Source organism: Pleurocapsa sp. FMAR1 (genome assembly GCF_963665995.1).
In the GTDB taxonomy this organism is placed as follows: Bacteria; Cyanobacteriota; Cyanobacteriia; order Cyanobacteriales; family Xenococcaceae; genus Waterburya.
On the sequence record NZ_OY762512.1, the window covers coordinates 1,682,040 to 1,706,779 of the forward strand.

General features: G+C 38.7%; 29 protein-coding genes and 1 tRNA gene. 13 read left to right on the forward strand and 17 right to left on the reverse strand.

Annotated features, from left to right (window positions below):
• Window positions 1-63: 63 nt before the first annotated feature.
• From SLP02_RS08175 to hpnA, 3 genes are all read right to left on the reverse strand, one after another.
• Window positions 64-465 carry a helix-turn-helix domain-containing protein gene (locus SLP02_RS08175; RefSeq protein ID WP_319420165.1) on the reverse strand — a complete coding sequence of 134 codons (402 nt, stop codon included), beginning with the start codon at window positions 463-465 and terminating at the stop codon, window positions 64-66.
• Between the two features lie 64 nt (window positions 466-529).
• Entirely contained in the window at window positions 530-859 is a 330-nt protein-coding gene (locus tag SLP02_RS08180; protein WP_413467142.1) for a cupin domain-containing protein, read from the reverse strand.
• Entirely contained in the window at window positions 849-1,832 is a 984-nt protein-coding gene (hpnA, locus tag SLP02_RS08185) for a hopanoid-associated sugar epimerase (protein WP_319420167.1), read from the reverse strand. Before hpnA ends, SLP02_RS08180 begins: the two co-directional genes overlap by 11 nt.
• A gap of 112 nt (window positions 1,833-1,944) precedes the next feature.
• Between hpnA and SLP02_RS08190 the strand changes: the two genes are divergently transcribed.
• A complete protein-coding gene (locus SLP02_RS08190; RefSeq protein ID WP_319420168.1) occupies window positions 1,945-2,157 on the forward strand; it encodes a hypothetical protein in 213 nt (70 codons plus the stop codon).
• Between the two features lie 226 nt (window positions 2,158-2,383).
• Entirely contained in the window at window positions 2,384-3,382 is a 999-nt protein-coding gene (gene ilvC, locus SLP02_RS08195) for a ketol-acid reductoisomerase (RefSeq protein WP_319420169.1), read from the forward strand.
• Between the two features lie 119 nt (window positions 3,383-3,501).
• Here the strand turns inward: ilvC and SLP02_RS08200 are convergent, their stop codons facing one another.
• From SLP02_RS08200 to SLP02_RS08230, 7 genes are all read right to left on the reverse strand, one after another.
• Entirely contained in the window at window positions 3,502-3,696 is a 195-nt protein-coding gene (locus tag SLP02_RS08200; RefSeq protein ID WP_319420170.1) for a hypothetical protein, read from the reverse strand.
• A gap of 278 nt (window positions 3,697-3,974) precedes the next feature.
• Window positions 3,975-4,703, reverse strand: a complete 729-nt coding sequence (locus SLP02_RS08205) for a Bax inhibitor-1/YccA family protein (RefSeq protein ID WP_319420171.1) — start codon at window positions 4,701-4,703, stop codon at window positions 3,975-3,977.
• Window positions 4,704-4,863: 160 nt separating this feature from the next.
• Entirely contained in the window at window positions 4,864-5,775 is a 912-nt protein-coding gene (locus tag SLP02_RS08210) for a HEAT repeat domain-containing protein (protein ID WP_319420172.1), read from the reverse strand.
• A gap of 2 nt (window positions 5,776-5,777) precedes the next feature.
• The gene (locus tag SLP02_RS08215; RefSeq protein ID WP_319420173.1) at window positions 5,778-5,996 is read right to left on the reverse strand and encodes a hypothetical protein; all 219 of its coding nucleotides are present in this window, start codon (window positions 5,994-5,996) and stop codon (window positions 5,778-5,780) included.
• A 195-nt stretch (window positions 5,997-6,191) separates the two neighbouring features.
• Window positions 6,192-7,670 (reverse strand): Crp/Fnr family transcriptional regulator, encoded by a 1,479-nt coding sequence (locus SLP02_RS08220; RefSeq protein ID WP_319420174.1) that lies wholly within the window; start codon window positions 7,668-7,670, stop codon window positions 6,192-6,194.
• A gap of 43 nt (window positions 7,671-7,713) precedes the next feature.
• On the reverse strand, window positions 7,714-9,048 hold the full coding sequence (locus tag SLP02_RS08225; RefSeq protein WP_319420175.1) for a glycoside hydrolase family 10 protein: 1,335 nt from the start codon (window positions 9,046-9,048) through the stop codon (window positions 7,714-7,716).
• Between the two features lie 107 nt (window positions 9,049-9,155).
• Window positions 9,156-10,004, reverse strand: coding sequence for an alpha/beta hydrolase (locus SLP02_RS08230; protein ID WP_319420176.1), 849 nt, complete (start codon window positions 10,002-10,004; stop codon window positions 9,156-9,158).
• 471 nt (window positions 10,005-10,475) lie between these two features.
• Between SLP02_RS08230 and SLP02_RS08235 the strand changes: the two genes are divergently transcribed.
• The 4 genes from SLP02_RS08235 (at window position 10,476) to SLP02_RS08250 (ending at window position 13,419) form a co-directional block, all read left to right on the forward strand.
• Window positions 10,476-10,700 (forward strand): hypothetical protein, encoded by a 225-nt coding sequence (locus tag SLP02_RS08235; RefSeq protein WP_319420177.1) that lies wholly within the window; start codon window positions 10,476-10,478, stop codon window positions 10,698-10,700.
• Window positions 10,701-10,870: 170 nt separating this feature from the next.
• Window positions 10,871-11,710 carry a phytanoyl-CoA dioxygenase family protein gene (locus tag SLP02_RS08240; RefSeq protein ID WP_319420178.1) on the forward strand — a complete coding sequence of 280 codons (840 nt, stop codon included), beginning with the start codon at window positions 10,871-10,873 and terminating at the stop codon, window positions 11,708-11,710.
• 147 nt (window positions 11,711-11,857) lie between these two features.
• Entirely contained in the window at window positions 11,858-12,616 is a 759-nt protein-coding gene (locus SLP02_RS08245; RefSeq protein ID WP_319420179.1) for a tryptophan-rich sensory protein, read from the forward strand.
• 14 nt (window positions 12,617-12,630) lie between these two features.
• Window positions 12,631-13,419, forward strand: a complete 789-nt coding sequence (locus tag SLP02_RS08250; RefSeq protein WP_319420180.1) for an alpha/beta fold hydrolase — start codon at window positions 12,631-12,633, stop codon at window positions 13,417-13,419.
• Here SLP02_RS08250 and SLP02_RS08255 read toward each other — a convergent pair.
• Complete coding sequence (locus SLP02_RS08255) at window positions 13,341-13,991, reverse strand: DUF421 domain-containing protein (protein ID WP_319420181.1); 651 nt, start codon at window positions 13,989-13,991, stop codon at window positions 13,341-13,343. The two genes, SLP02_RS08250 and SLP02_RS08255, sit on opposite strands and share 79 nt — an antisense overlap.
• A 706-nt stretch (window positions 13,992-14,697) precedes the next feature.
• Between SLP02_RS08255 and SLP02_RS08260 the strand changes: the two genes are divergently transcribed.
• Complete coding sequence (locus tag SLP02_RS08260; RefSeq protein ID WP_319420182.1) at window positions 14,698-15,186, forward strand: hypothetical protein; 489 nt, start codon at window positions 14,698-14,700, stop codon at window positions 15,184-15,186.
• Here the strand turns inward: SLP02_RS08260 and SLP02_RS08265 are convergent.
• Entirely contained in the window at window positions 15,178-15,897 is a 720-nt protein-coding gene (locus tag SLP02_RS08265) for a ribonuclease III family protein (RefSeq protein WP_319420183.1), read from the reverse strand. The genes SLP02_RS08260 and SLP02_RS08265 overlap by 9 nt on opposite strands.
• A gap of 301 nt (window positions 15,898-16,198) precedes the next feature.
• Here SLP02_RS08265 and SLP02_RS08270 point away from each other — a divergent pair, with 301 nt between their 5' ends.
• The 6 genes from SLP02_RS08270 (at window position 16,199) to serS (ending at window position 20,702) form a co-directional block, all read left to right on the forward strand.
• Entirely contained in the window at window positions 16,199-16,366 is a 168-nt protein-coding gene (locus SLP02_RS08270; protein WP_319420184.1) for a hypothetical protein, read from the forward strand.
• A 171-nt stretch (window positions 16,367-16,537) separates the two neighbouring features.
• Window positions 16,538-16,825, forward strand: a complete 288-nt coding sequence (locus SLP02_RS08275) for a DUF2470 domain-containing protein (protein ID WP_319420185.1) — start codon at window positions 16,538-16,540, stop codon at window positions 16,823-16,825.
• A gap of 47 nt (window positions 16,826-16,872) precedes the next feature.
• Window positions 16,873-17,922: a dipeptide epimerase gene (locus tag SLP02_RS08280; protein WP_319420186.1), complete on the forward strand. Its 1,050-nt coding sequence runs from the start codon at window positions 16,873-16,875 to the stop codon at window positions 17,920-17,922.
• Entirely contained in the window at window positions 17,909-18,937 is a 1,029-nt protein-coding gene (locus SLP02_RS08285) for a DUF1611 domain-containing protein (protein ID WP_319420187.1), read from the forward strand. The genes SLP02_RS08280 and SLP02_RS08285 overlap by 14 nt, the downstream gene beginning before the upstream one ends.
• Window positions 18,938-19,010: 73 nt before the next feature.
• Window positions 19,011-19,084, forward strand: a tRNA-Met gene (locus SLP02_RS08290).
• A 337-nt stretch (window positions 19,085-19,421) separates the two neighbouring features.
• Window positions 19,422-20,702: a serine--tRNA ligase gene (serS, locus tag SLP02_RS08295; protein ID WP_319420188.1), complete on the forward strand. Its 1,281-nt coding sequence runs from the start codon at window positions 19,422-19,424 to the stop codon at window positions 20,700-20,702.
• A 59-nt stretch (window positions 20,703-20,761) separates the two neighbouring features.
• Here serS and thyX read toward each other — a convergent pair whose 3' ends face one another.
• From thyX to SLP02_RS08320, 5 genes are all read right to left on the reverse strand, one after another.
• Entirely contained in the window at window positions 20,762-21,463 is a 702-nt protein-coding gene (gene thyX / locus SLP02_RS08300) for an FAD-dependent thymidylate synthase (RefSeq protein ID WP_319420189.1), read from the reverse strand.
• A gap of 51 nt (window positions 21,464-21,514) precedes the next feature.
• Complete coding sequence (dcd, locus tag SLP02_RS08305) at window positions 21,515-22,117, reverse strand: dCTP deaminase (RefSeq protein WP_319420190.1); 603 nt, start codon at window positions 22,115-22,117, stop codon at window positions 21,515-21,517.
• Between the two features lie 120 nt (window positions 22,118-22,237).
• Window positions 22,238-22,915, reverse strand: a complete 678-nt coding sequence (locus SLP02_RS08310) for a Uma2 family endonuclease (protein ID WP_319420191.1) — start codon at window positions 22,913-22,915, stop codon at window positions 22,238-22,240.
• A 115-nt stretch (window positions 22,916-23,030) separates the two neighbouring features.
• The gene (gene arfB / locus SLP02_RS08315) at window positions 23,031-23,447 is read right to left on the reverse strand and encodes an alternative ribosome rescue aminoacyl-tRNA hydrolase ArfB (protein ID WP_319420192.1); all 417 of its coding nucleotides are present in this window, start codon (window positions 23,445-23,447) and stop codon (window positions 23,031-23,033) included.
• An 82-nt stretch (window positions 23,448-23,529) separates the two neighbouring features.
• Window positions 23,530-24,588, reverse strand: coding sequence for a hypothetical protein (locus tag SLP02_RS08320; protein WP_319420193.1), 1,059 nt, complete (start codon window positions 24,586-24,588; stop codon window positions 23,530-23,532).
• Window positions 24,589-24,740 lie beyond the last annotated feature (152 nt).

Genomic DNA, 24,740 nt, shown 5'->3' on the forward strand with positions numbered 1-24,740 from the left:
CAGCAGTATCAGCGTGGGATTAAAAGAGTTAGTGGATTAAGTTTATCATTTGCCACCTTTGCTTCAGTCAAAAAATGTTGCAGCAGAAACTTGAAATCGTTCTGCTAACATTTGAATCTGTCTTACGTTTAACTTCCGTTTGTCATTGAAAATTTCTGAAACAACTCCCTGAGAACCTATTTCTGGCAAATCAGATTGTGATAAAGAATGTTCTTCCATTAGGTAAATTAAAGCGTCTATTCCCTTGCAGTCTGGCAGTGGAGAATGTTCATTATCATAAGCTTCAATTAATATCGCCAAAGTATCCAGTAAGCTATAAAGAGGATGAGATTCATCATCCCCTACTTCCTCAAGCAGAACGTTAAGTCTCTCTACCGCTTCGTCGTATTCTTGCTCATTGCTAATTGTTAAATAAGGCGCGATTGTCTTCCATTGTCGTTTTAATTCTGGTGCAATAACTGTCATAATTTCCAATTATCCTTATCGTATTCAGCGTGAGTTAATATATGGCGAATGTAGACTTTTTCGGTTAAAAAAAGATCGTGAGCCAAATACAGGGAGGTTCAGTACTGGTATACTCAACTCGATGTTTTTGATGAGCAGGAATAAATAGATAATCCCCTGTGGTTAGCTTAATATGAGAACCGTCTTCATAACCAAGTTTTCCTTCTCCTTGAAAGACAATTAACCATTCATCTCGCTCTTGGTCATACCATTCTCCTTCTGGGGTAATCTGTCCTGTAGAAACTACTTTTTCAACCAGAACGTTATCATTATCTACCAACGCCTCGAATAGTTCTTCTTGAGGTAATTTAGTTGGCAAATCAAATATATTTCTTATTCTTTCCTTATTCTTCATCCTTCACCCTTTGGGAAAACCAGCCCACCGCATCTTCTAAAGCCTGATCGATACTAGACTGGGGTAAACTCAATTTGCTCACGGCTTTTGTGGCATCGTAAAACATTTTTTGTTTTGACATTCGTACCCCATCAATAGCAATCGTCGGCTGCTTACCCAGCCTGGCAAAAATGCTTTCTTCTAGCCAAGCAACACTATAAGGTATCCAATAGGGGATAGTCGATTTTGGTGCAGGTAAACCTGTAATTTTGGCTAACTTATCTAATAATTGAGCAAAAGTTAAATTTTGATTGCCTAAAATATAGCGATCGCCTGTTATCCCTTTTTCTAGTGCCAAAATATGACCCCAAGCTACATCCTTGACATCAATTAAGTTTAATCCTGTATCCACATAAAAAGGCATTTTTCGTTGCAGAAAACGAACAATAATTTCTCCCGTGGGAGTTGGCTTAAGATCTAACGCACCTATGGGTGTACTGGGGTTAACAATCACTATATCTTGTCCCTGCTGGACTGCTTTTACTGCTTCTTGTTCGGCGTAATACTTAGACTTTTTATAATATCCTACTAGTTTATCTACGGGGCTTTGATAGGTTTCGTTGACTGCCACGCCATCATTGACTCCAATCGCTGCTACCGAGCTAGTATATACAGTTCTTTCAATACCTGCTTGACGGGCGCAGCTTAAAATATTGCGTGTACCTAAAACATTGCTACGATAGAGTAATTCGCGATCGCTTTGCCATAGAGAATATTGGGCAGCAACATGAAATAATACCTGACAGTCAGACATTTCTTGAGCTAAATGGCGATCGTTTAAATCTCCTCTAACAATTTCTACATCCAAAGATGTCAGATTATCTAAACAGCTATTTTCCCTTACTAGAGCTTTAACTACATAGCCTTGCTGTAACAATAGCCTAACTAAATTTGCGCCGATAAAACCCGTCCCACCCGTAATAAATGCCCGCATTTATTTAATCTACGATCCTAAAATATAATAAAATTCCTTGATTCTTTGTCTAAATCATTTAGGCTATCTTTAAAGAATATAAGCAAACTTTAATAAATAGCTTGATTGACAAATGAATAGTCGAGAATTAGCCCAGTATATTGAAGCTACTGACGGTATATCTAAACCCTGGCTGTTGGTACAGTTAAGATTAAAAAAATTACAAGAACGCAAAGACGAAATTCCACCCCAAGAATACATGAAAGAATTAGAAGATATTCAAGCCGATTTACTTAAGCTAGGAGAATGGTGGAAAGGCAGAGAAAAGGAAGTCTTTGGTTCGTAATCAGCAAGTAGAATGGACCAACTAAAAGTGAAGTTTAACATTTTACTTGAACAACAATCTTGCCCACCTTAGAAGATTGTTGTTCGATGCTTCAGGTTTGTCAGTAATTAATAATACTCCATAGAAGATATCTATAGTACTTATCGTCTTTACTATATTTTTTGAATTAACACAGAAGCCTATAATAATCACACAAGCAAGATTTAATGATTTTGGAGAAATTCTTATGGCGCGGATGTATTACGATGAAGATGCTAACTTAGACCTATTGAAAGACAAGACGGTAGCGATTCTTGGCTATGGTTCTCAAGGACACGCCCACGCTCTAAACCTCAAAGATAGCGGTGTAAACGTAATTGTTGGCTTATATCCTTCAAGTAAATCAAAAGCCAAGGCAGAAGCAGATGGTTTAAAAGTTCATTCTGTAGAAGATGCAGCCAAAGCAGCGGATCTAATTATGATTTTGCTACCAGATGAGGTTCAAAGGCAAGTTTATACCGAGCAAGTTGCACCACACTTAACAGACGGTAAAATGTTAGCCTTTGCTCACGGGTTCAATATCCACTTTGGTCAAATTGTTCCTCCTAGCACGGTAGACGTAATGATGGTTGCACCTAAAGGGCCTGGACATTTAGTCAGACGTACCTATACTCAAGGACAGGGTGTACCTTGTCTGTTTGCAGTTTATCAAGATGCAACTGGTCAAGCACGCGATCGCGCTATGGCTTATGCTAAAGGTGTAGGTGGTACAAGAGCAGGTATTTTAGAAACCTCCTTTAGAGAAGAAACCGAAACAGATTTATTTGGCGAACAGGCTGTTCTTTGTGGCGGATTGAGTGCCTTAATCAAAACGGGTTTTGAAACCTTAGTTGAAGCGGGTTATCAGCCTGAATTAGCTTATTTTGAATGTTTGCACGAAGTTAAGCTAATTGTCGATTTAATTGTCGAGGGTGGTTTAGCAAAGATGCGCGACAGTATTTCTAATACCGCCGAATATGGTGACTATACCCGTGGTCCTAGAATAATTAACGAAAGTACTCGCGCTGAGATGCGTAAAATTCTCCGAGAAATTCAGCAGGGAGACTTTGCCAGAGACTTTATTCTCGAAAACCAAGCTGGTAAACCTGGATTTACTGCTACTCGCCGTTTAGAATCAGAACATCCTATCGAAGAAGTAGGTAAAGATGTTCGCGCTCACTTTAGCTGGCTTAAAAATGACCAGTAATGCTCTAAATTTATAATTTTCAGTTAATAAAAGGGAATTTACTTCCCTTTTTTTTGGCGTTGCTAAATTAGAGTATGACAGCAAATGATTACTTTGATAATCTCAGCCAATAAGTCTATTCAAAGCACAGGATCTTTGTTCAAATGAACATCAATAATTTCCTTGCGGGGTAATAAACCAATCAAAAAATAATTAATATTAGTTTTTAATTGTTGACTACCACTACTATATGGTTGAGGTAAAAACAAGTCTCCAGCTAGAATAAAAGTAACTGAAACAGTCAAACAAAATTCAACAAATAATTTCCAACGCATTTTTGTTAAACCAAATTTTGAATTTAATCGTCCTTAAATAGCAGATTAAGCGATTATTTAGAAATATATAAAAGCTAGATGAATTAAGGCTTGTATTACTCTAAGTTTAATCACTTTGATATTAAATAACTTCAGTATTCATACTAAATAAATTAGCTTGTACATAAATCAAATTTAAGAGTTTTCCCCCAATAAAAAACCGCTCCTAGTTATATTTCTAGAAGCGGAGAAGTAATTTATTCAACAAATATGCGATTGGCTTAATCTATTGCTGTAAATTAATCACGGCTATTCATCGCCAGCAATAGACGCAGAATAAATACAAATAGGTTGATGTAAGTAAGATACATCGACAAAGCAGCAGGTAAATACTGTTCGTCTTTATAGGTGCGAGGTAAGATATAAAAATCTACCACAGCCACACCTGCAAACAAAGCTACACCTAAACCAGAAATAGCTACTTCTAGCCAGCTAGGAGTGTAAACACCGAATAGGGAAAGAAGTAATTGTCCTACTAAGACAACTAATAAAGCAGTAACACCGAGACGTACTGTTTGCGCGAGAGCTAAACCATCTTTATCGCTAAGGTTTGAGCCGATTTTGCGCCCGACTATAAAGGTGACACCACAGCCAAGGGCAGCAATTCCTACACCCTGAATGCCAACTCCTGAATTACTAAGAGCGAGATGAACAATACCACTAAGGGTATATCCCGATAGAAGACTATAAAGAACTAATAAAGGTAAAGCGGTACTGTTGTTTCCTTGGTTTGCCACTCCACGAGCCACAAAGAAAAGAACTAATTCTGCAATCATTGCCCCAATAAAGGTGGGCATGAATAAATCTGGACGAGAAGCAATTACGCCTAAACCGCCATAAGTTCCTAAAGCAGTTAACACCAAACCGCCACCTAAATAAGGTAAAGCGTTGGGAATTACATTAGGTCCGAGGATCGCCTGTCCCTGAACCTCCTGCATTGCTTTTTTAAAATTACTACTACTACTCATGATCTAAAATTTATATTTACACTTTTACGTTGCTGATTAATATTGATTTTAATTCAACTAGCAATTTTAAGGTGTGGGAAGATTACCGAATCTTTGAGTTTCTTCTGTTAAATTATCTAAGATTATTCTTTATATGTTGCCGAGTGTAGCTTAGTAAGCCTTACCAATCATCTTCGTCATTTTGTCTTTCTAGTAAAGATATAGCCAAAGCGATCGCTTTTTTGACCCCTTCATCTTTTTCTCGATCTAAAGCAGTCTGTAACGACTCAATAGAATCGCGATCGCCAATTTTCATCAAGGATAAAGCTGCTGATTTGCGGGTTTCTGCCTCTGCATGATTTAGCAATAATCTCAAATCAGGAATAGCTGGCTGATATTTTAGGTTACCCAGTACGGCTGCTGCTTCACTACGAACGTTGGTTGCAGGATCTTGTAAAGATGTAACTAATAAATTCAATGCCTTAGCATCATGGCGGTCTTCTTCTACTACTTTGGCGATCGCACCTACCACCGCAGCCCGAACTTCAGGAGAGTCTGAGTCATAAACTTCGTATAGCTTATCTTTTGCCTTAGCACCAATAAACGCTAAAGCCCAAGCTGCATGACCTTTATTGCTTTCAGTAGATTCCTTGGCAGCCAGCACTTCTAATAAAGGCGTTACCGATGCTTCCCCTATCCGCGCCAGTGCGCCAATGGCAGATGCTTGCACTACCGTATCTTCGTCATTTAATAGTGCCTGAATCAAATAGGGGACAGCCTTGGGATCTTCAATTAAAGTTAAAGTTTTTCCTGCTGCTCTTCTAACCACTGCATTGGAATGATCTAATAAGGCATCGATCAATAGATCTAGGGCGGGTTTGCCTACTTTTCCTAAAGCCTCTGCATAGCCTAGCCTGACCATGCCCCGCGTATCCCCTAAGCATTCCACCATTTGCCACAAAAGCTGTTGGTCACTATGGTCAAAAGTTCCTTGAACAAGCTGCTGATTTATTTTGGCTAACAGTTCATCTGTTTCTTCGAGATCGAGCAGCAGCGTATCACCATTCTTAGAAGTGTTAGGCGTATTAGTCATTTCTAATTATTCTCAGTCAAATTAGCTTGTTGTTCGCGGATTCTTGCTAGTTTGCTATCAATTTCTGCTAGCTGTGGCTCTAACTTTGCCATGGTTGCTTTTTTGGGCAGCTTGGCTTTTTTGGCTGCTTCTAAAGTTTCGTTGACCAGGCGATCGCGATATTGCTCAAATTCTACAATCAGTTCTGCTAAATCCCCTGCGGTTACTGGAGTGTTAGTCATATCTTGCTATTTCCTAAAAAAATTTACTTATATTTTCCAACCTTACTAATTTTCTCAGATTGTTAGCTAACAGTAAACGGCGTTGTTAATTTTATGTGTCAGAGCGATCGCACCGACCTAGATGTTGGTTGGTTCGGTGGGCATCTGAAAATACTCTTGTCTAAGATAAAATTTTGCTTCATGCCCACCCTACGTCTATTTCTCTGGTTTTTCATCTTGCCAAGTTTTGGTGCAGACGACAAATAACTCAACCCCAAATTCGTCGGATTGAATATCTACGGGTAAAGAACGAAATTTAGAACGAAAAAACAGTTTTTCTAGTTCTTCGGCAGAGCGATAAATAGAGTGCCATTCAAGAATATGTTCTAACAAAACGCGATCGGGATTAGCTGAGTGGAAGTTACCTAAAATCACCGTACCGTTAGGTAAAAGACGATCGTAAATCCAGTCTAAAATGCGAATCAACTCGCGATCGCGTAGGTAATTTGCCATACTGATGCTATAGATCATCTGCTGAGGTGGAATGTCTATATGGCTATAGCCTTCAGCTAATAAAAAGAGATTATCTTGAATAAAAGTTAAATTGTCCCGAAAGCCCCATTTGTGAGCCACAGCAGCAGCAGCAGCTAAATCTTGGTGATTAAAGTCTATACAGGTAACATGAGCATTCGGTGGTGAACTTTGGAAATAAAGATCTAATATTTCTGGTGCAGAACCACTGGCTAAACTAGTGATAGGCATAGGATCGTCAGCAGACCAATCTTCTGCTAACTGTTTAACGGTGTCGGTAATTATGCCCCCACGATTTCTCAGAGCTAAAAAAGTGGGTAATGAACGAATCCAACGGTCTAAATAAATTCCTAAATATCCATCTCCTTCTGGTTCATTTTGAGATAAAAGTCTAGTGATATAGCAATCGCTGACACAATCTCCAGGCTTACGAAAGGCGCGATCGAAGAAGCTACTGAGCATATAGAAAGGAAAAGTCTCGCGAAACAAGTAAGTTCCAATCGCTTTCTGCATAGCTGGCTCTTGAATAATCTGCTCTCTCAAAGAATTGAGCAGCATATTGCAAATTTTATTAATTTGTTCTTGAGCTTCCGTTTCGCTTAGTTTTTTTTCGCGAATAGACTGTTCAATATGATAAAGAGCTTCTTTAAATAATTCTGTTTCGCCAATTAATTCAGGAGGTATGCTGTCTTGACCAACCTGTCCCGTTCGCTGCATCTCATATTTAGGAGCGATGCGTACTCGTCGCATCAAATGAGCTACCAAAGAAGAGGTTTGACGCAAACGACTAGCAAGATTGTGCGCCAAAGACTGATAAAAACGTTCTGATAAACCTGGCACAGAAGTCAGCAGAGAATAGAGATTTTGCTTATCTAAAATACAAACTTCCACTTTGCTTTGAGCAATCACCGCAGCACTAGCGGGAACTTCTTCTAAAAAAGACATTTCGCCAAAAATCTCTCCTGGCTCTAAAAATGAAATTGCCACTCCCCTACCAGAAGCCGATCTTTCAACTCTAACTATGCCTTTTCTGACTAAAAAAATCTGCTGAGACAAACGACCTTCTTTGAGAATCACCTCATTTTGCTCGTAAGTGGCAACTTGAGCTTTTTCCAGTAGAACATTGTAATCTTCGGTGGTTAGATATTTTAGTTTGCTGTCCATTTACTGTGATTTCTCCATGCTCCACCCAGTCATAGTTCCCAAATTAATCATTCTGCACATCATTTTGGGTCAAAGAATTGGCAAATTGGCAATTAGATAAATTAGGTCGCTGGGCTCGATCGCGAAATAAATTTTTTAAAGCAGCTTGTCTTCTTTGAGGTGATTCTGCTGCAAGATTCCAGAGACTTTCGTAAAAGAAAAAGGATATGCCCGCAAACTTCTGGCGACGGGCGATATTAACCTGCTGGTAAATTTTGTGCCAGAATATAGGACGACCTTTTAAGCCTGATAAAATGCCAATTCCAACGGGAATATGCTCCTTGGCTAATAGTATTTCTGGCTGTTCTAATTCTCGGAGAAAACTAGCAGTGCGATCGCGATATACTTGGACAATTAGTTCTTCAATTAAGCCTTTTCTTTCCCATTTGTGCCAGTCCAGCAAGAAGGAATTGAGAGAAAATTCTTGGGGGTTGGGAGATACAGATACAATTGCCTGGGGGTTGTGGCTTTTGATCTCCTGAAATAGCTTGGCTACATAAGTCGTGATTTTGTCTGCACGCCACTGAACCCAATCTGGATCTAAAGGATCTTTTGGAGGCAATTTGCCATCATGCTCCTGTTGATAAAGCTTGACGGTGTATTCGTCATAGCCTAACTCAGACGGATAGCCAAAGTGATCGTCTAGCTGTATGCCGTCAATGTCATAGTTACTGACTATCTCAACGATTAAATCAGTCATAAATTTCTGTACGTCAGGACGTAAAGGATTTAGCCATACTCGTTGATGTACGTTCCCTTCCCACCAAATAGTGCTGCCGTCTTGTCTTTTGGTTAGCCATTGAGGGTGACGCTTGGCTAACTCCGAGTCAGCAGGAGCCATAAAGCCGAACTCAAACCAGGGAATTACGCTCATTCGGTGCTGATGTCCCTCTTTAACGATTTCTGCTAAGATATCTCGATCCTGTAGTCCTTTATTGGGGTCGAGTGCCAAACCTGTAGCTGCTTCTGAAATCTTTGAAGGATAAAGAGTATAGCCCCAATTCCAGACTGTAGGATAGATAGTATTAAAATTTGATGCTGCTAAAAGGGCGATCGCATCTTTAGTTTTTTTATCTTCAAACAAAACATCACTATCTATATTTGTCAGCCATACCCCTCTTAGTTCCCTCGATTTGTCTATTTGACATACTTGATTGCCAGTCGAATTTATTTTTCCACTGGATAAATCCTGAGAATGACCAGGAAAAGGAGTGATAGATACCAGAGTTAAAGCCAAAATAAACAGAAAAATCAACCAGTACTGGCGACCTCGATCTTGACTAAATTGAACTAGTTTATTAGCGCAGATATCAAATGATTTAGCAATGCGTTCTTTCATTGAATGCCTTAATAATCCAAGAATTATGGCGATTATAACTCCTTAGTTAATCTCAGACTATATTTTGTTTAACACAAAAATTTGATATTCAATATTCAAGCTTAAATTTAAGGATGAGCAGCTTCAGAATTAGCTTGAATAAACCTTTGTAAAGTCTGAAAATACTCTTGACCTCCTGCTTGATGCACATTATTATGTGTTGCTTGAGGAATAATCACTAGCTGTTTCGGTTCTGGTGCAGCATTAAAGAGCTTCTGCGCCATATAAGCAGGAATAGTTTGATCAGCACTACCATGAAATATTAATAAAGGAGTTTGTAGAGACTTTATTTTAGTAATCGAATCAAAGCGTTGAGTAATAATCCAATCTAAAGGAAAAAGTCGGAAAGCTCGATTAAATCCAGCAATCTCTTTCATAGAAGTAAAAGTTCCTTCGGTAATTAATCCAGCCATCTGCGGGTGTTTTATTGCTAAATTTATGGCGATCGCGCCACCTAATGAATGACCGTAGATAAAGATATTCTGAGGCTTTATTTGGCGTTTTTTAGTTAAGTATTCCCAGGCTGCATCAGCATCTTCGTATACCCTTGTTTCATTCGGAAATCTAGGACTACTTTTGCCATAGCCTCGATAGTCTATCAATAAAACCGATAATTTTAACTGATTAAACATAGCAGCAATCCCAGGTAAATCCCCATTATTACTGCCATTACCGTGAAAATACAGCAAAACTGGAGCAGTTTTTTGACGATAGGGAATCCACCATCCATGAATTTTTTCTTGGTCTATAGCAATCCAAACATCTTCATAATATAAATTATATTTTTCGGGAGTTGATTTAATTAAGTCATCTGGCTGAAATATTAATTTGGTTTGTCCGAAACGTAATATTAAACAGATAAAAATGTATAGGATTACACAAACTCCAGTAACAATAAAACCAAGTTTTTTTAACATTAATAAATCTTCAAAATCTAGCAATATATCTTTTGACTGACTGCGATCCCCAGTATCTATGATATTTATAAAAATTAAGTTGTCTATCACCGATAAAGTAAAGCAAATTTAACATTATTTTATAAACTAATGATTTTCCTGACCTATAATAAAAGAAAGCGCAACTTTACAATATCTTTAAGTTATTTATCTAGCTTGATATTAACAATGGCTTTAATTTAAAACTCTTTAAGAAAATCCAGGATTCAAGATCCCATCTGAATCTGCTTTTCACAACAACTTTTTAAATATAGAATTCTTGCTTACTGCTTTAAATCAGTCCACGAGAGTTGCCTTGATTTGAAGTTATTGAATTCAAATCATTTTTCTAACTGCTACAGCTAGATTAAACCATAATATCTTCTCAAATTTTGCCGAAAACAAGATTCAGTTTACCGTGACTATTGCTATATATTAGAGGTATCTAAAACCATGAAAACCTATGCTTTGTGTCCTTGCTGTTCTAATAAATTAATGCACCACATAAGTCGTCATCGAGACTACTGGTTTTGTCGTGGGTGCTGGCAAGAAATGCCTCTAATTAATATTGAGATAATAGAAGAAGAAACTCATAACTTTAACAATGAACGAAAAGTAAACGTTAAAGCCATAGCCAATTTAGTCAAACCTACAAAAGTGAGTTTGACCATCGGTTAATCAAGCAAACTCAACTAAAGACTTAGTACATTTAGACGTATTTTATGTCAGTGAATCTACTTAATAACGCTGTTCAATTGGATAAAGTAGAGCTTAGGTAAAATTTTTATTTCTGCACAAAGTATAATGTGTAAAAGTATAATTTATCTGTAGGACAATGCTTCTAGCTGATGAATAATTTATCTCAACTTCGAGACAAGATAAAAAATAAAAGCAAAAAAGCTGCCCTAAAAGCCACAAACTTAATTCAAAATAGCTTTGGTCTTTCAGGAGGAAACATGACTCAGCACGATCGCGTAGTATTCGATCTTAAGGGTTATATTGTTATACCCGCCGTATTAAACAAGGATGAAGTCAAGGTAATCAAAGATTTGGTACTGCGCCAAAAGAATGATCCAGAGTCGTTACCACCCCACGAGCGTTATTTACCAGGAGGAGCTTTTGCTAAACTAATTGACCATCCTGCGGTGATGAATGTGTTGCTAGATGTAATCGATCCAGATGTCAATAAGATCCGTTTGGAAAACGCTTTTTTGAGCTACCGAGAAAAAGGAGAAGGAGAGTGGAATCCTCATGCAGGTGGCCCAACTACCAACCCTAACTATGCCTATAATTTTCAGGATGGCAGAATTTATGCGGGTATGACGCGGGTAGTCTGGGAATTAAATGAGGTTTTAGAAGATAAAGGCGGGACTTGTTTTATCCCAGGAAGCCACAAAGCAAACTATAATATTCGCACTAATCCTGTTACCACTATAGATGCTAGAGATTCAGGACTGTGGGAAAGCTATAGCTGTCCTCCTGGCTCATTGATAATTTTCTCAGAAGCAGTCAGACACTCAGGTGATATTTGGCAAAATCCTCACAACCCTCGTGCAGCAATTTTCTGTGCTTATAACCACATCAATGTTCGCCATCATAAGCCAACTATTCCCCCAGAAGTTATTGCCAATTTAGATCCTAAACATCAGCGTTTTTTCAGGGAAGTCTATCATCCTTTGTTTGATTAATTGTTTTGATTTAGTTTTTTTTAGAGTCAAGAATATCTACAATTAAACTAGCCTTGGCTGTTAATCACACAATTACTTTCTCACGTTATGCGCGATCGCTACATAGTAAATAGCAAACCGACTATAATCAGGCAAATAATAACCCTGGTGTCTATCTTGGCAGCTTTCGGCACGAATATTGTAGCCAACATCAATCCACCCAAGGGTTTAACTATTGGTCAAATTTCCAACAAGTTTTTTGACGATATTTTGATTACTCCTGCCAATTATGCTTTTGCTATCTGGGGCATAATTTATTTTGGTTTAATTAGTTTTGCTGTGTACCAAGCTCTCCCTAGACAAAGAAGCAATTTGTTGTTACAGCAAATTGGCTACAAGCTAGCAATTTCTTCCTTGGCTCAAATTGCCTGGGTATTTTGCTTTCTATATCGGCAATATAGCGCTTCTTTCTTGGCAATGTTAGGCATATTGCTGCCTCTGATGGCTGCTTATTGGTGTTTACCTTTTAAATCTACTACTAATCGTCATCACCGCATAAACAAACAGGATAAATGGTTAATTCGTATTCCTATTAGTATCTATTTATCTTGGATTAGCGTGGCAACAATAGTTAATGGAGCAACTGTTTTAAAATCTTGGCAGTGGGGTGGCTGGGGCATAAGCGCAGAGATCTGGACAATTATTATGCTGCTGCTGGCTGCTTTTATTACTCATTTAATTAGTATCCCCCGACTCGATTTCCCTTATGCTGGGGTGTTTGTTTGGGCATTAATTGCGATCGCCGTTAAAAATGCCGATAAACTTATTATCTCAGGTACAGCGATCGGCTTAAGTCTGGCTTTGACTACTTTGATTTTATCTTTTAGTTTTTATGCTCCAAGCTATCGAAATATAGAGAATAGTTGATCATTAATATGTAAATGAATAATTTAAGCAAACCGATGCTCAAAAGTAAGATTATTGGTTTAGTGATTATCGTTTTAACTTTAGGAATACTATTCAAATTTTTGTTGCTAAAAGGTACGACCAAAAAGTTATTAGCAAAATGTAATTCCCAGCAAGTATGTAAAAATCAGTCTGTCGTAGTTTTGCATGGTTTGGTTCGTTCTTCTGCATCAATGAATAAGGTTAGTCAGGCTTTGAATGAGTCAGGTTACACTGTCTGCAATATTCAGTATCCTTCTAGAAAACACAGTATATCTGAATTAGCTACTGATTTTGTCTATCCAGAAATTCAACAGTGTTTAGATAATTTGGAGCAACCGATTGATTTTGTGACCCATTCTTTAGGAGGAATAATTGTTAGGCAATTAGCTCAATCAACTGACATTAAAATAAATCGTGTAGTAATGCTTAGTCCGCCTAATCACGGTAGCGAATTAGTAGATAAGCTAAAAATACTGCCGTTGTTTGGGTTAATTAATGGTCAGGCTGGTTTGTCTTTAGGTACTGAAGCTAATTCTATTCCTAATACCTTGGCAGAGGTGACTTTTGAAACAGGCATCATTGTAGGCAATAAAAGCTACAATCCAGTTTATTCCTATTTAATACCTGGGGCTGATGATGGCAAAGTGGCGGTATCTAGTGCAAAAGTTGCCAGGATGAAAGACTTTCTGGTTGTCCCCCATAGTCATAGTTTTATGATGAATAGTGATGCTGTTATTAAGCAGACGCTCGGCTTTCTAGAAAATGGTAATTTTGCTCGATGAGTAAGTGTAGATTTAGTTTCAAAATTGGCTAGTAATAAATAATTACTAGCCAATTTTGCCCTCAAACTAAAGCTTATTTCGCCATTTCTTTCCAGACAAGCTTTTTCAACACGTTCAAGTTTATCTATTTGACATTGAACACGTAAAGTAGATTCCAAATCTTTTTTAGTTATGTGACTAGTTTGCATAGCTTTGGGGCATAGTTGACCATCTTTAATCAATATTCGCGATCGCCCTTTTATTTTACTTTCCAGTCTACTAAAATGAAAGGCTACCGCCGCGAAAAACCAGTGCATTACCACTAAAATAAAGGCAGCAAAAATCGACTCAAAAAAAGCAGAAGTTCCGTTAATTGCGCGACTAAGAGTAGAACCAAAAATAATACTAAGAATTACATCAAGAGCAGCATATTTGCCAATAAAACGGCGATCGCCAACCATTCTAACCATGACCAATGCAGCTACATAAATAACTGCTGCTCTTAGTCCCATTTGCCATATATTTAGATATTCTAGCTGTTTGATATCTAATCCCAAAGCTAAGTTGATTGTCTCTCTTATTGAAGCAATCATGAAGCAACCTATTATTTGGATTTATCTAAATTGTTTATTTCTAGCTTTGGTTTGAGTATATAGCTGATGATTGTTTTATTTTTATATCGCCAGATAGACAAATATTTCCCTAAGCTTATTTTCATCTCAAGATTTTTGGTTCATCGAGATTAATCTCACTGACCTCTTTCGAGACCCCCTAAAGGGTTCAACAGTTCCTTTAAGCGGGGTTCCCCCGCCAACGGACTCAGATGCGGACGAAGCCGTCCTTTCTCACCGCGTCGCCGACAGAGCGGGTGGAAACGCTTCCGTCCAGGAAGCTTGTCTTGAGACAGTTGTTCATGGGACAAAGGCGCACTTCCGCATGTGACCCCCGCCCTCGACAGTTCCTTCAACGCGGGGAACCCGCGCAACGGACTCACCTGCGGACGAAGCGTCCTTGGTCGCAAGACCACACTGTCTCGCTGTTCCACACCCGAAGTTCAAGGGAATGCTCGAATTGACCTCTGACCTCTACTAAATCTATTATTACCTTCGAGAATTGGTATTAAATATCCGTAGCAAACATTTAAGCATTTCAAATAACTTTCTCCTCTTACTCAAAGTCTTTAAGCAATGTTTGTCAGAAATACGGACGATTTTTGTTAAATTAGACTTTAATATTAATTGTAAGAAGTCTCACTGACCTTACCTTTAATATTTTTATTTCTAACCCAATCGTCTTCTAATGACTTTTGATCGTTTTACGCCCAATCCACACTTCGATTTAAGTAGTTTCTTGTCAACTAAGAAAAAAGCTCTAGGAACAATTCTTCAAGAAGCGGATCTCGTATCTGCTTATCAAATTCAATCTGCATTGCAAGAGCAAGTCGCTCATCCCAATTTAAGAATTGGCGAAATACTGGTACAACGAGATTTGATTAAACCTGAAACTGCGGATTTCTTTGTCCAGGATTGGTCAAACGTGGTGATGCAACCAAATAAAAACGCTTTGGGTTATTATTTGCGACAGGCAGCAATTCTTAATAGTGGGCAAATTGAGGTAATCCTGGCAGTGCAAAGAGATTCAGGAATTCGTTTTGGTACAATTGCTGTGTTTCAAGGATTTTTAAAATCAACTACCTTAGACTTTTTCTTAACTAATTTATTTCCTGAAGAACTGCACGTATCTCCCTTTATTAATATGAATTCTCGCAGAAAGCCATTGTCAGATTAAATCTGAATTTACTTTGGCAAACGCCACTTCTGCTGCTTTTTTTTCAGCTTCTTGTTTGCGATGACCAACTCCTACACCAAAAACCCGATCTAAAACTAATACCTGCGCTGTAAATTGTTTAGCATGATCTGGGCCTGATTCTGCAATAATTTGATAGATTGGTTTTGCCTGATAATGAGCTAATGTCCACTGTTGAAAACGATTTTTGCTGTCGATAAACGTCTCTTGAGGTTGGATCACATTGCCTGATGTATTTAAGTCTGAGGTTGATGAATCATTGACTAGCTTTTCTACCAGCGGTTTAAAAATCTTGATAATATATAGACGGACTGGTTCAATTCCTGCATCCAGAAAATAGGCACCCAAAGTAGCCTCGAAGGTATCGTTGAGCAAAGAAGGATTGTTTCTGCCACCGCCTTTGGCTGCACCTTTGCCTAAAAGCATTAGTTCCCCAAGACCAAATTCTGCACCTAGCTGACCTAGCTGTTTTTCGTCTACCAGGCGCGATCGCAAGTGAGTTAATTGAGCTTCATTGATGCCAGGATACATCGTATAGAGCATTTGGGCAATAACAAAACCTAGAACAGCATCTCCCAAAAATTCTAGGCGTTCGTTATCTTCTTGTAATGAATGTTCATTTGTATAAGAGCGATGGGTTAATGCTAAATTAAACAGTGCAGGATTTTTAAATTGCGGTAGTTTTTCCTTCATTTTTTAGCCAGTTTTACTTTTATAGCAGTTTCAGGTAAGTTTAAAATAAAGGTTAAGACCATAAGCAATTATCTCGTACAGAGAGGTCAGACCCCGCGTCGGCGTAAGACGCAAAGAAAGGCGCATAGTTCGCCGCATCTAATGCTGACCTAGCAAAGAGATTAAGAAATGCCTAATCTAGGAATTCGATTACTACAACTATGATTAAATTACGATTCTAACAATTTAAAGCGATCGCATCTGCTTTGGCTTTAGTTTTAGCAGCAACAATTAAATCAGTCAGCCATTATTAGTTAATCTTATGTTACTCGTAGTTATTCTCGGCGTACTTTTGATCGCCAACTGGTTTATAACTGAGATTTTAGTGCTTTTTCCTATTAATCTGATATTCCGCTTTGCTTCTTTTGGCTGGTGGGGACTAGCTTTATTAACTGTATTATTCTTTGTTTGGTGTATCGGTGAAGATTAGCTTAGGCTTGTCTAATTAACGGGGTAATTAATTGAATTTATAATAGACCAAACCATAGCGATCGCCGATATCGGTAATCACAAAGCAAGAATCATAATTTATAATCAACTTCTTCAATAAGATGTAGATAATAATAAAAGCAAACTTCAATTTTATTACTAAAAAATCATCATGTCTGAATCTATTACTCCCTCTATTAGCGATCGCATTTGCAAACACATGAATAAAGATCACTCTGACGCAATCGCTTTATATGCAAAAGCCTTTGGCAATAAGCCCCAGACAGAAATTGCCACTCTAGAGTCCATCGATCCTCAAGGGATGAATATCTCGGCTCAAATTGCAGGGGAAACCGTTCCCGTAAGAGTTGAATTTGACCATACTCTCAAGAATGCTGAGGATGCTCATCATACATTGGTAGCCATGATTAAACAGGCGCGGACGACAGCTTCAAATTAGGCGTTGTTATTAGGAAACAGCCCTATTTTAGCCCATGCCATAAAGTAATGAAATTAATAGTTCAAACTTTTACCGTTCACAAAAAATTTGCCTTGCAGATTAGTCGGGGGACAACGGCGCAGAGTACAAATATTTGGTTGCGTATTCAACAAGACAATATTGAAGGATGGGGAGAAGCGTCACCGTTTTCTATTGATAATCGACCTCAAAATACTTCTGCCCTTATGTCGCAATTAGAGCAGCTTATTCCATTATTAGAAACTTTTCATCCTCTACAAAGACAAGAAATCAGAGAAAAACTAGATAAATTAAAGGTTCTTTCTGGGATTCAAGCAGCCGTAGATATGGCTCTTTATGACTGGTTGGGCAAAAAAGCTGGTTTACCTCTGTGGCAAATTTGGGGTTTAAATTGCGATCGCATTGTACCTATATCTGTAACTATTGGCATCAGCACCCCAGAAGCAGCAGTTACCAGGCTCAAAGACTGGCAAAGTACTTTGGAAGTTAAAATGATCAAGCTTAAGCTAGGAAATCCCCAAGGAATAGAGGCAGATAAAGCTATGTTAACCGCAATTCGCCAAGTAGCACCCAAAACTAGACTGATGGTTGATGCTAATGGTGGCTGGAGTTTTGATGATGCGGTTAAAATGTCTCACTGGTTGGCACAGCAGAGAGTGGAATATATTGAACAGCCTTTGCCTGTAGCAGATGATCATCAGCTAGCAGCGTTGTCAGATAGCTCTCCCTTACCGATATTTGTCGATGAAAGTTGTTTTACCAGTGCAGACATTCTACGACTGGCAAACTCGGTGGCAGGAATTAATCTTAAAATTATGAAGACTGGAGGATTAACCGAAGCGATGCAGGCAATTCAAATTGCCAAAGCCTGTAATTTAAAAGTTATGTTTGGCTGCTATTCAGATAGTAGCTTGGCTAATACAGCTATGGCGCATCTTGCTCCTTGGGCAGATTATTTAGACTTAGATAGTCATCTAAACTTAATAGATGACCCCTTCGAGGGAGCAACTATAAAATCAGGATGTTTGTTACCCAACGCTCAACCAGGATTAGGAGTAAGGTACAGTGCTGACAGCTAAAAACCGCGTAGCAATTTTGTTAGAAGGGGGAATTAAAGGCGATCATGGTAAAACTGGATTAGCTTTTCTGCGCTATAGCAATACACAAATGGTTGCAGCAATCGATCGCGCCTGTGCGGGACAATCCTTAGCTGAGTTAACAAAAATTGAACATGATATTCCTATCGTCGCTGATGTCCAAGCAGCGTTGGCTTATAAACCCGATGCTCTACTAATTGGCATTGCTCCTTCAGGTGGTCAACTACCTGGGGAGCTTCAGCAAGAGGTAGAAATTGCTATCAAAGAGGGTTTATCAATTATCAATGGTTTGCATACTCTACTTGCGCCTCAGTTTCCTGATTTGATTCCAGGACAATGGATTTGGGATATTCGCCAAGAGCCTTTAGGGTTAACTATTGGTCAAGGTAAAGCAAAATCCCTTGCTGCTCAAAGAATCCTAACCGTTGGTACAGATATGGCAATCGGTAAGATGTCGACGAGTTTGGAAATATATCGCGCAGCCTTGAGGCAGGGAATTAAAGCCCAGTTTGTTGCCACAGGACAAGCAGGAATTGCGATCGCCGGTCAGGGAATTGCTCTAGATGCGGTGCGGGTAGACTTTGCTGCGGGGGCGGTTGAAAAAACCGTGATCGAATTAGGCAAAGACCAAGACCTAGTAATTATTGAAGGTCAGGGTTCGCTTTTACATCCAGGCTCGACAGCAACCTTACCCCTAATTCGTGGTAGCCAGCCTACGGGCTTAATTTTAGTCCATCGTGCGGGAGCAAAACATATCCGCGATTTACCTGATATTATGATTCCTCCTTTGCCAGAGGTAATTAAACTCTACGAAACCGTAGCCAGTGCAGGAGGAACGTTTGGTGATGTGAAAGTAAAAGCGATCGCGCTTAACACTTTTGACATGGATACTATCACAGCCCAAGAAGCAATCAAATTTACTTCAAAATTAACAGGATTACCCTGTAGTGATGCTGTTCGTTTTGGAGGAGAAACTTTGTTATCAGTAATCAGTTAGGGAATTAATCTGCCCGTACATTAGCAATCAAATTGTTTTTTCTGAACTGTTTGTGTTATTGTTACTAAAGCGACGCGGGATAGAGCAGTCTGGTAGCTCGTCGGGCTCATAACCCGAAGGTCGGTGGTTCAAATCCGCCTCCCGCCATTCCACGCTAAAGCGTGTTGTCTATACTTTTCACTTTAGACCTTTGGGTTTTGATCCTCGTTATTGGCTCAAAGGAAACAATTAAAAAGCACCGATTTTTTTCAAATCAGTAATTAATTGAATACTGGCATTATTAAGCAGCACATTCTTTTCTAGATGGTTCGATTCTGGCTACAAAAGCTACAGGATCGGGTAAGCTGTCTCAACTCAAACTCAAGCTATTTTATCTGCATCAGTAAATTATTGACTAAATGGATAAATAAAACAAAGCTAATTCACATCAAGTATGAGGTATCCTAGCATAGAGAATAAGCCAACCAAACTATGAACAAAAGCGGTGCTAGATCTCAAACTAATTAGAGCCAACCCTCAACACATTCAAGAATTAATTAATCGTCGTAATGGTAATTATGACATCCAGCCAATTATAGAATTAGATAGTGCTTCTAGAGAGCTAGAAACTAACCGCAGCCAACTTAGCGCGAGAGGTAACGAAATTGGCAAACTGATTGGCAAGAAGATTGGTAGCGGTAGCGATCCTCAAGGAGATGAGATAAATCAGCTTAAGGCTGAGGGTAACGACATAAAAACCCAGTTAAGTGAATTAGAACCCCAAGAAAGAGAATTAAAAGCCAAGATTGAAGCTCTTTTATTAGAATTACCTAATTTACCTGATGAATCTGTCCCCGTTGGTAAAAGCGAGGACGATAACGTAGAGATAAAACGCTGGGGCAATGAATATATAACTGATAGCGAGAATGTATTGCCTCATTGGGAAATAGGCGAAAAATTAGGTATCTTAGATTTTAAACGGGCAGTGAAAGTAGCCCAGAGTCGCTTTGTTAATTTAGTTGGCGCAGGGGCAGCATTAGAAAGGGCTTTGATTAACTTTATGCTAGATAAGCAAATTGAGGCTGGTTATATTGAAGTGATGCCTCCTATATTAGTAAATAGCGATTCTTTACAGGGTACAGGTCAGTTACCAAAGTTTGCTGAAGATAGCTTTAAATGCAGCAACGATGATTTATGGTTGACTCCTACTGCTGAAGTACCTGTTACCAACTTCTATCGAGATGAGGTTTTAGAAGATACAGAGTTACCGATTCGTCATTGTGCTTATACTCCCTGTTTTAGAAGAGAAGCAGGCAGCGCGGGTAGAGATAGCAGAGGTTTGATTAGGCTACACCAGTTTAATAAAGTAGAGCTGGTTAAAGTAGTTGCCCCTGAAACTTCTGATGCCGAACATCAAACTTTGGTAGCTAATGCTGAAGCAATTTTACAAGCTTTAAAACTACCTTACCGTATCTTAGAACTCTGCACAGGAGATATTGGTTTTGGGGCTGCAAAATGCTTTGACCTAGAGGTGTGGTTGCCCTCGGCAAAAATGTATCGTGAAATCTCTAGCTGTTCTAACTGTAAAGATTTTCAAGCCCGTCGCGCTAATATTCGTTTTAAACAAGCAGGTAAAAAAGGAACACAGTATGTTCATACCCTCAATGGTTCGGGTTTAGCAATTGGACGCACTATGGCAGCAGTATTAGAAAACTATCAGCAGCCTGATGGCACAGTTAAAATACCTGATGTGCTGCAAGCATATTTAAAGCGAGAAATTTTATAGCTATAGACATGATTTCGCCTTCCAACCCCCAAGCCTGGGGGCGAAAGATAACTCTAATATTATTCCTGAACACGATCGGACCAAGCTGCCATTGATACTGGCACAATTGGTTCAATTAACTCAGCGATCGCACTGGCATAAGCTCCAATTTCGCTTTGCGCCCCTTTTCCCAAACGTAAGCCAATAAAGTTCAAAAGAGCCTGTAAACTGACTGTCCAGACCCAGGAAGTGTAGACAGAAGGAACTAGAACCCCTCTAGCCTGCTCTCTACCAACGCCTAACTCTAAAAGCTGGGAATATGCCTGATAGCTATTTTCGCATTGTTTTTGGTATACGGCGATCGCCTTTTGGTTGGCTTCGGGTTCTAAACTACCAAGAGTAGCCTGCTTATTGTTTTTCGATTGCTGTCTAAAAGTGGGAGGAATATAAAATTCGTTGCTGTCATCAATTGATACATAGCGAAAACTTTTTTCATTCCAGCCAAGTTGCTCCTCATTATGATTGCTGGCAATCACGTGTTTCCACCACTGGCGACATATATAGAGAGGTGCTTTTACTTTAAACTTAAAGATGACTCCCCTAAAGGGTGATGTGTGCTGATGCTTAATCAAATAATTAATTAGTTTAATATCTTTTTCACTCAGTACATCAGAACTTTTTTCAAAAGATGCTCTGGCATCATTAACTATACTTAAATCGCTGCCCATGGAATTGATAAGCTCAATTCTACTTTTGCTATCATTTAATGGATCTCTGTGCATTAGATAATTAATTTAATTTTTGCCTTCAAGTGTTTTATCTTTTATGTCTTGTTAGACTTTGGGTAGGGTAACACCAGAACCTTGATTTTGATATTTACCGCCACGATCTGCGTAGGTTGTTTCACAAGCTTCTCCCTCGAAAAATAATAGCTGCACCACGCCCTCATTAGCGTAAATTTTTACGTCAGCACTAGAAGCATTGCTAAATTCTAAAGTAATACTTTTTCCCTGCCAGGAAGCTTCTAGAGGCGTAGTATTGGCGATAACTCCTACTCTGGCATAAGTTGATTTACCCAAGCAAATAGCGGTGACATTGGCAGGCATTTTAATACTTTCTAAGGACGCTCCTAAGCCATAACTATTAGCAGGGATAATAAAGTAGGATGAGCCATCGTCATCACTGTGTAACTCTGCCTGTTCCAAGTTTTTGGGATTAAACTTTTTGGGATCTATAATAGTTCCTGGAATATGGCGAAATATCCTAAAATCGTGAGGAGACAGACGAATATCGTAGCCATAAGAACTTAAACCCCAACTGATAGTAGATACTGCTTGTTCTGCACCCAAAACTGCTTTTCTAATTGATTTTTCCTCAAAAGGAGAAATCATACCTTGACAGGCTTGCTTGATAATCCACTTATCATTTTTAATCATCTTTGAGATACTGTTGCCAACCCTGACTATTTGTAAGCAGAGAGTATCTTAACAAGCAAAACGTTAATATTAATTTTTATTTTTTCTGAGAAATAAGGCGATCGCATCTAAATTTAGCAGTTAGCTTGTAAATACTTCGTCCAACTCAACAATCAACTCAGGCATTAAATCCTCACCAGACAGGCTGGGAGGTGAAATAATTACCTCTACATCTTTGCCTAAACGGTAAATTTCTACTCTTTTCTCATCAGGGTAAATCAGCCAACCTAGTTTGACACCAGATTCTTGATATTCTTTCATCTTCGCGCGTTCCCTTGCGCCAGGCTCTGGAGAGCCTCGACGTTCTGACCGAACGGCGGCGAACTCCAGTTCGCGCGACGCGGGGTCGCTCATCATCTTGCTTTGCACATCTAGCAGGCGATCATTGGGAGAAAGCAATTCTAATACAAAGTCTGGTGCTATGGGGGCAAATTTTCTTTTTTGTTCCATAGTTAATTTATCCCAACGACATTTTTTAATCCAGCTAACATCAGGAGAACGTTTGGCACTATTAGGTAAAGTAAAACCAGTAGACGAATCAAATACTACACCCAGCTTTGTTTGGCGATTCCAAATACTAATTTGAGTCAATAAATCGGCATTTTGTCTTCCACTTTCACTACCTGTTGGCGACATTACAATTAATTTTCCTTGGCTAGTCATCTCAAATTTTGTATCCCGATTCTGAGCGCATAGTTGCTCAAATTGTGATTCGGTAATGGGATTAGCTAAGGCCCTGATGTCAATGGTTTCAATCATTTGCCATTTTCCTCAATAAAGAATTTAATATCAGAGGATTTAATAATATTCTACGTAATCGCTCTTCAAAAATACTGTCGTCAGCATCAATTATTCTCATGTCTGTTTTCCAAAGCTAATCATAGTCAACTTTTTTTCTTGATGCCTTTAATTGACTTCGTTTGGTTTTGCGATCTAATCGTCTTCTTTTAGCTCCTTTAGTTGGTTTAGTGGCTATTCTCTTATTCTTACGAATTAATGCGGTTTTGATGACTTGTTTGAGTCGTTTAAGAGCATCTTCTTTGTTTTGCTGCTGGGTACGAAATTGTTGTGCTTTAATTACAATTACCCCGTCTTTCGAGATTCTCGACTCGCTGAGTTTTAAAAGCTTTTCCTTAAAAAGATAAGGAAGTGAAGATGCCTTAATGTCGAAACGCAGATGTATAGCAGTTGAAACTTTGTTAACATTTTGACCACCCGCACCTTGAGAGCGAACCGCCTTGATCTCTATTTCGTTGTCGGGAATAGCAATTTGCTCTGAAATTTTTAACACGGATGTTTACTCAGGGTTTGAATGCTAATTAGTACTGGCGATCGCAAAAAATTAAATAAAAAATTAAATATTTCAATCACAATCAATTTTCATTCAAATATAAATGGAAAAAATTTATTAATTCAGACAAACTAGTTTCTTCATCAGTCGGCACTATCATTTCAATTTTCTCAATATTTTCTGCATTAAGATGAGTGAAAACTGTCTGGGTTAAAATTTGGCGAGCTTGAGGCGTAAATCCAGCAATTTCTAACTCTAGTCTAGCAAATCTTTCCTTGGCTAGATTCACCATAAATCTAGTCATGGTGATTAATCTTTTCTTAATCAAATCGCCGTCTAGATCGAGGCAATTAAGTTCAAGATGAATTGTCGGATTATTTAGACCAGGGGCTTTTAGCTCAGTTTTATCATTGCCTTTAGGACGATCGCTTGGCAAAGAAGCTGTAACCTCACCATTTAAAATCAGATCTTTGAGATCGAGGTTATCTTCTATAAAAATTAAAATTCCGTCCTGGATATATGGCTTAATTCCATCCATAGCCAAGGCTCCAAGATCTGCTATGGCAATTATGCTACTAATAATAGAGATTTTTGGCTGAGGATCGTAAAGATAGGGCTGATATATTGAATGAGGAGAAAAACTATAGTCAGCTTGACCAGCTAGAGGATCGCGATCGCAAATTGTGGCGAGAATTGCATCTCGAACAATATCTATATCTGTATCCTTAAAAAGAAATGAGGCATCAAGTTCATAGCTGCTTAATTGGCGATTTAAATTTTGGATATATTCAATCAGCTTGTCAGCAGCAGCAGTTTCACTAACGCCTACTGGATGTCTGCGAGGCTGATGCTTTTCTTGGTTAGTCACAAAAACTTGTACCAGATCATGAGCGATCGCGCTTAGACCCACTAAGCTTTTTAATCTTGCCAATTCATCAGCAGTTTTACTCTGCTTTAGAGTCGGCTCAATTGCCTCAAAAATACGGCTAGCTCGACGTTTAACAGCTAAGGCATGGCGGAGAGTATGATAAAAAAGCTGCTTGTTTTCGGTCTCTTTTACAATTTCTTCTTTGACATAATTTTCCACTAACTGAACTGTTTCAGCAAATGAACCCGGTCTTTTATAGCAGTTGCTTTTCATGAGCAATAGTTTAGAAAGCTAGAAGAATAGATGCTGATACATATACTAAATTGATATGTTATTTTTTTCAAATATACTTTAGTTTTAAAGGATGAGGAATGAAAGATGAGGATTAATGAATTAGAGCGAGTTTGGAAGTATTTTAGTTCAAC

What these genes read in the sequence shown, in the direction of transcription:
- SLP02_RS08175 (WP_319420165.1), bottom strand. Translation starts at nt 465, where the DNA reads ATGACAGTTATTGCACCAGAATTAAAACGACAATGGAAGACAATCGCG.
- SLP02_RS08180 (WP_413467142.1), bottom strand. Translation starts at nt 859, where the DNA reads ATGAAGAATAAGGAAAGAATAAGAAATATATTTGATTTGCCAACTAAA.
- hpnA (WP_319420167.1), bottom strand. Translation starts at nt 1,832, where the DNA reads ATGCGGGCATTTATTACGGGTGGGACGGGTTTTATCGGCGCAAATTTA.
- SLP02_RS08190 (WP_319420168.1), top strand. Translation starts at nt 1,945, where the DNA reads ATGAATAGTCGAGAATTAGCCCAGTATATTGAAGCTACTGACGGTATA.
- ilvC (WP_319420169.1), top strand. Translation starts at nt 2,384, where the DNA reads ATGGCGCGGATGTATTACGATGAAGATGCTAACTTAGACCTATTGAAA.
- SLP02_RS08200 (WP_319420170.1), bottom strand. Translation starts at nt 3,696, where the DNA reads ATGCGTTGGAAATTATTTGTTGAATTTTGTTTGACTGTTTCAGTTACT.
- SLP02_RS08205 (WP_319420171.1), bottom strand. Translation starts at nt 4,703, where the DNA reads ATGAGTAGTAGTAGTAATTTTAAAAAAGCAATGCAGGAGGTTCAGGGA.
- SLP02_RS08210 (WP_319420172.1), bottom strand. Translation starts at nt 5,775, where the DNA reads ATGACTAATACGCCTAACACTTCTAAGAATGGTGATACGCTGCTGCTC.
- SLP02_RS08215 (WP_319420173.1), bottom strand. Translation starts at nt 5,996, where the DNA reads ATGACTAACACTCCAGTAACCGCAGGGGATTTAGCAGAACTGATTGTA.
- SLP02_RS08220 (WP_319420174.1), bottom strand. Translation starts at nt 7,670, where the DNA reads ATGGACAGCAAACTAAAATATCTAACCACCGAAGATTACAATGTTCTA.
- SLP02_RS08225 (WP_319420175.1), bottom strand. Translation starts at nt 9,048, where the DNA reads ATGAAAGAACGCATTGCTAAATCATTTGATATCTGCGCTAATAAACTA.
- SLP02_RS08230 (WP_319420176.1), bottom strand. Translation starts at nt 10,004, where the DNA reads ATGTTAAAAAAACTTGGTTTTATTGTTACTGGAGTTTGTGTAATCCTA.
- SLP02_RS08235 (WP_319420177.1), top strand. Translation starts at nt 10,476, where the DNA reads ATGAAAACCTATGCTTTGTGTCCTTGCTGTTCTAATAAATTAATGCAC.
- SLP02_RS08240 (WP_319420178.1), top strand. Translation starts at nt 10,871, where the DNA reads ATGAATAATTTATCTCAACTTCGAGACAAGATAAAAAATAAAAGCAAA.
- SLP02_RS08250 (WP_319420180.1), top strand. Translation starts at nt 12,631, where the DNA reads ATGAATAATTTAAGCAAACCGATGCTCAAAAGTAAGATTATTGGTTTA.
- SLP02_RS08255 (WP_319420181.1), bottom strand. Translation starts at nt 13,991, where the DNA reads ATGATTGCTTCAATAAGAGAGACAATCAACTTAGCTTTGGGATTAGAT.
- SLP02_RS08260 (WP_319420182.1), top strand. Translation starts at nt 14,698, where the DNA reads ATGACTTTTGATCGTTTTACGCCCAATCCACACTTCGATTTAAGTAGT.
- SLP02_RS08265 (WP_319420183.1), bottom strand. Translation starts at nt 15,897, where the DNA reads ATGAAGGAAAAACTACCGCAATTTAAAAATCCTGCACTGTTTAATTTA.
- SLP02_RS08270 (WP_319420184.1), top strand. Translation starts at nt 16,199, where the DNA reads ATGTTACTCGTAGTTATTCTCGGCGTACTTTTGATCGCCAACTGGTTT.
- SLP02_RS08275 (WP_319420185.1), top strand. Translation starts at nt 16,538, where the DNA reads ATGTCTGAATCTATTACTCCCTCTATTAGCGATCGCATTTGCAAACAC.
- SLP02_RS08280 (WP_319420186.1), top strand. Translation starts at nt 16,873, where the DNA reads ATGAAATTAATAGTTCAAACTTTTACCGTTCACAAAAAATTTGCCTTG.
- thyX (WP_319420189.1), bottom strand. Translation starts at nt 21,463, where the DNA reads ATGCACAGAGATCCATTAAATGATAGCAAAAGTAGAATTGAGCTTATC.
- dcd (WP_319420190.1), bottom strand. Translation starts at nt 22,117, where the DNA reads ATGATTAAAAATGATAAGTGGATTATCAAGCAAGCCTGTCAAGGTATG.
- SLP02_RS08310 (WP_319420191.1), bottom strand. Translation starts at nt 22,915, where the DNA reads ATGATTGAAACCATTGACATCAGGGCCTTAGCTAATCCCATTACCGAA.
- SLP02_RS08320 (WP_319420193.1), bottom strand. Translation starts at nt 24,588, where the DNA reads ATGAAAAGCAACTGCTATAAAAGACCGGGTTCATTTGCTGAAACAGTT.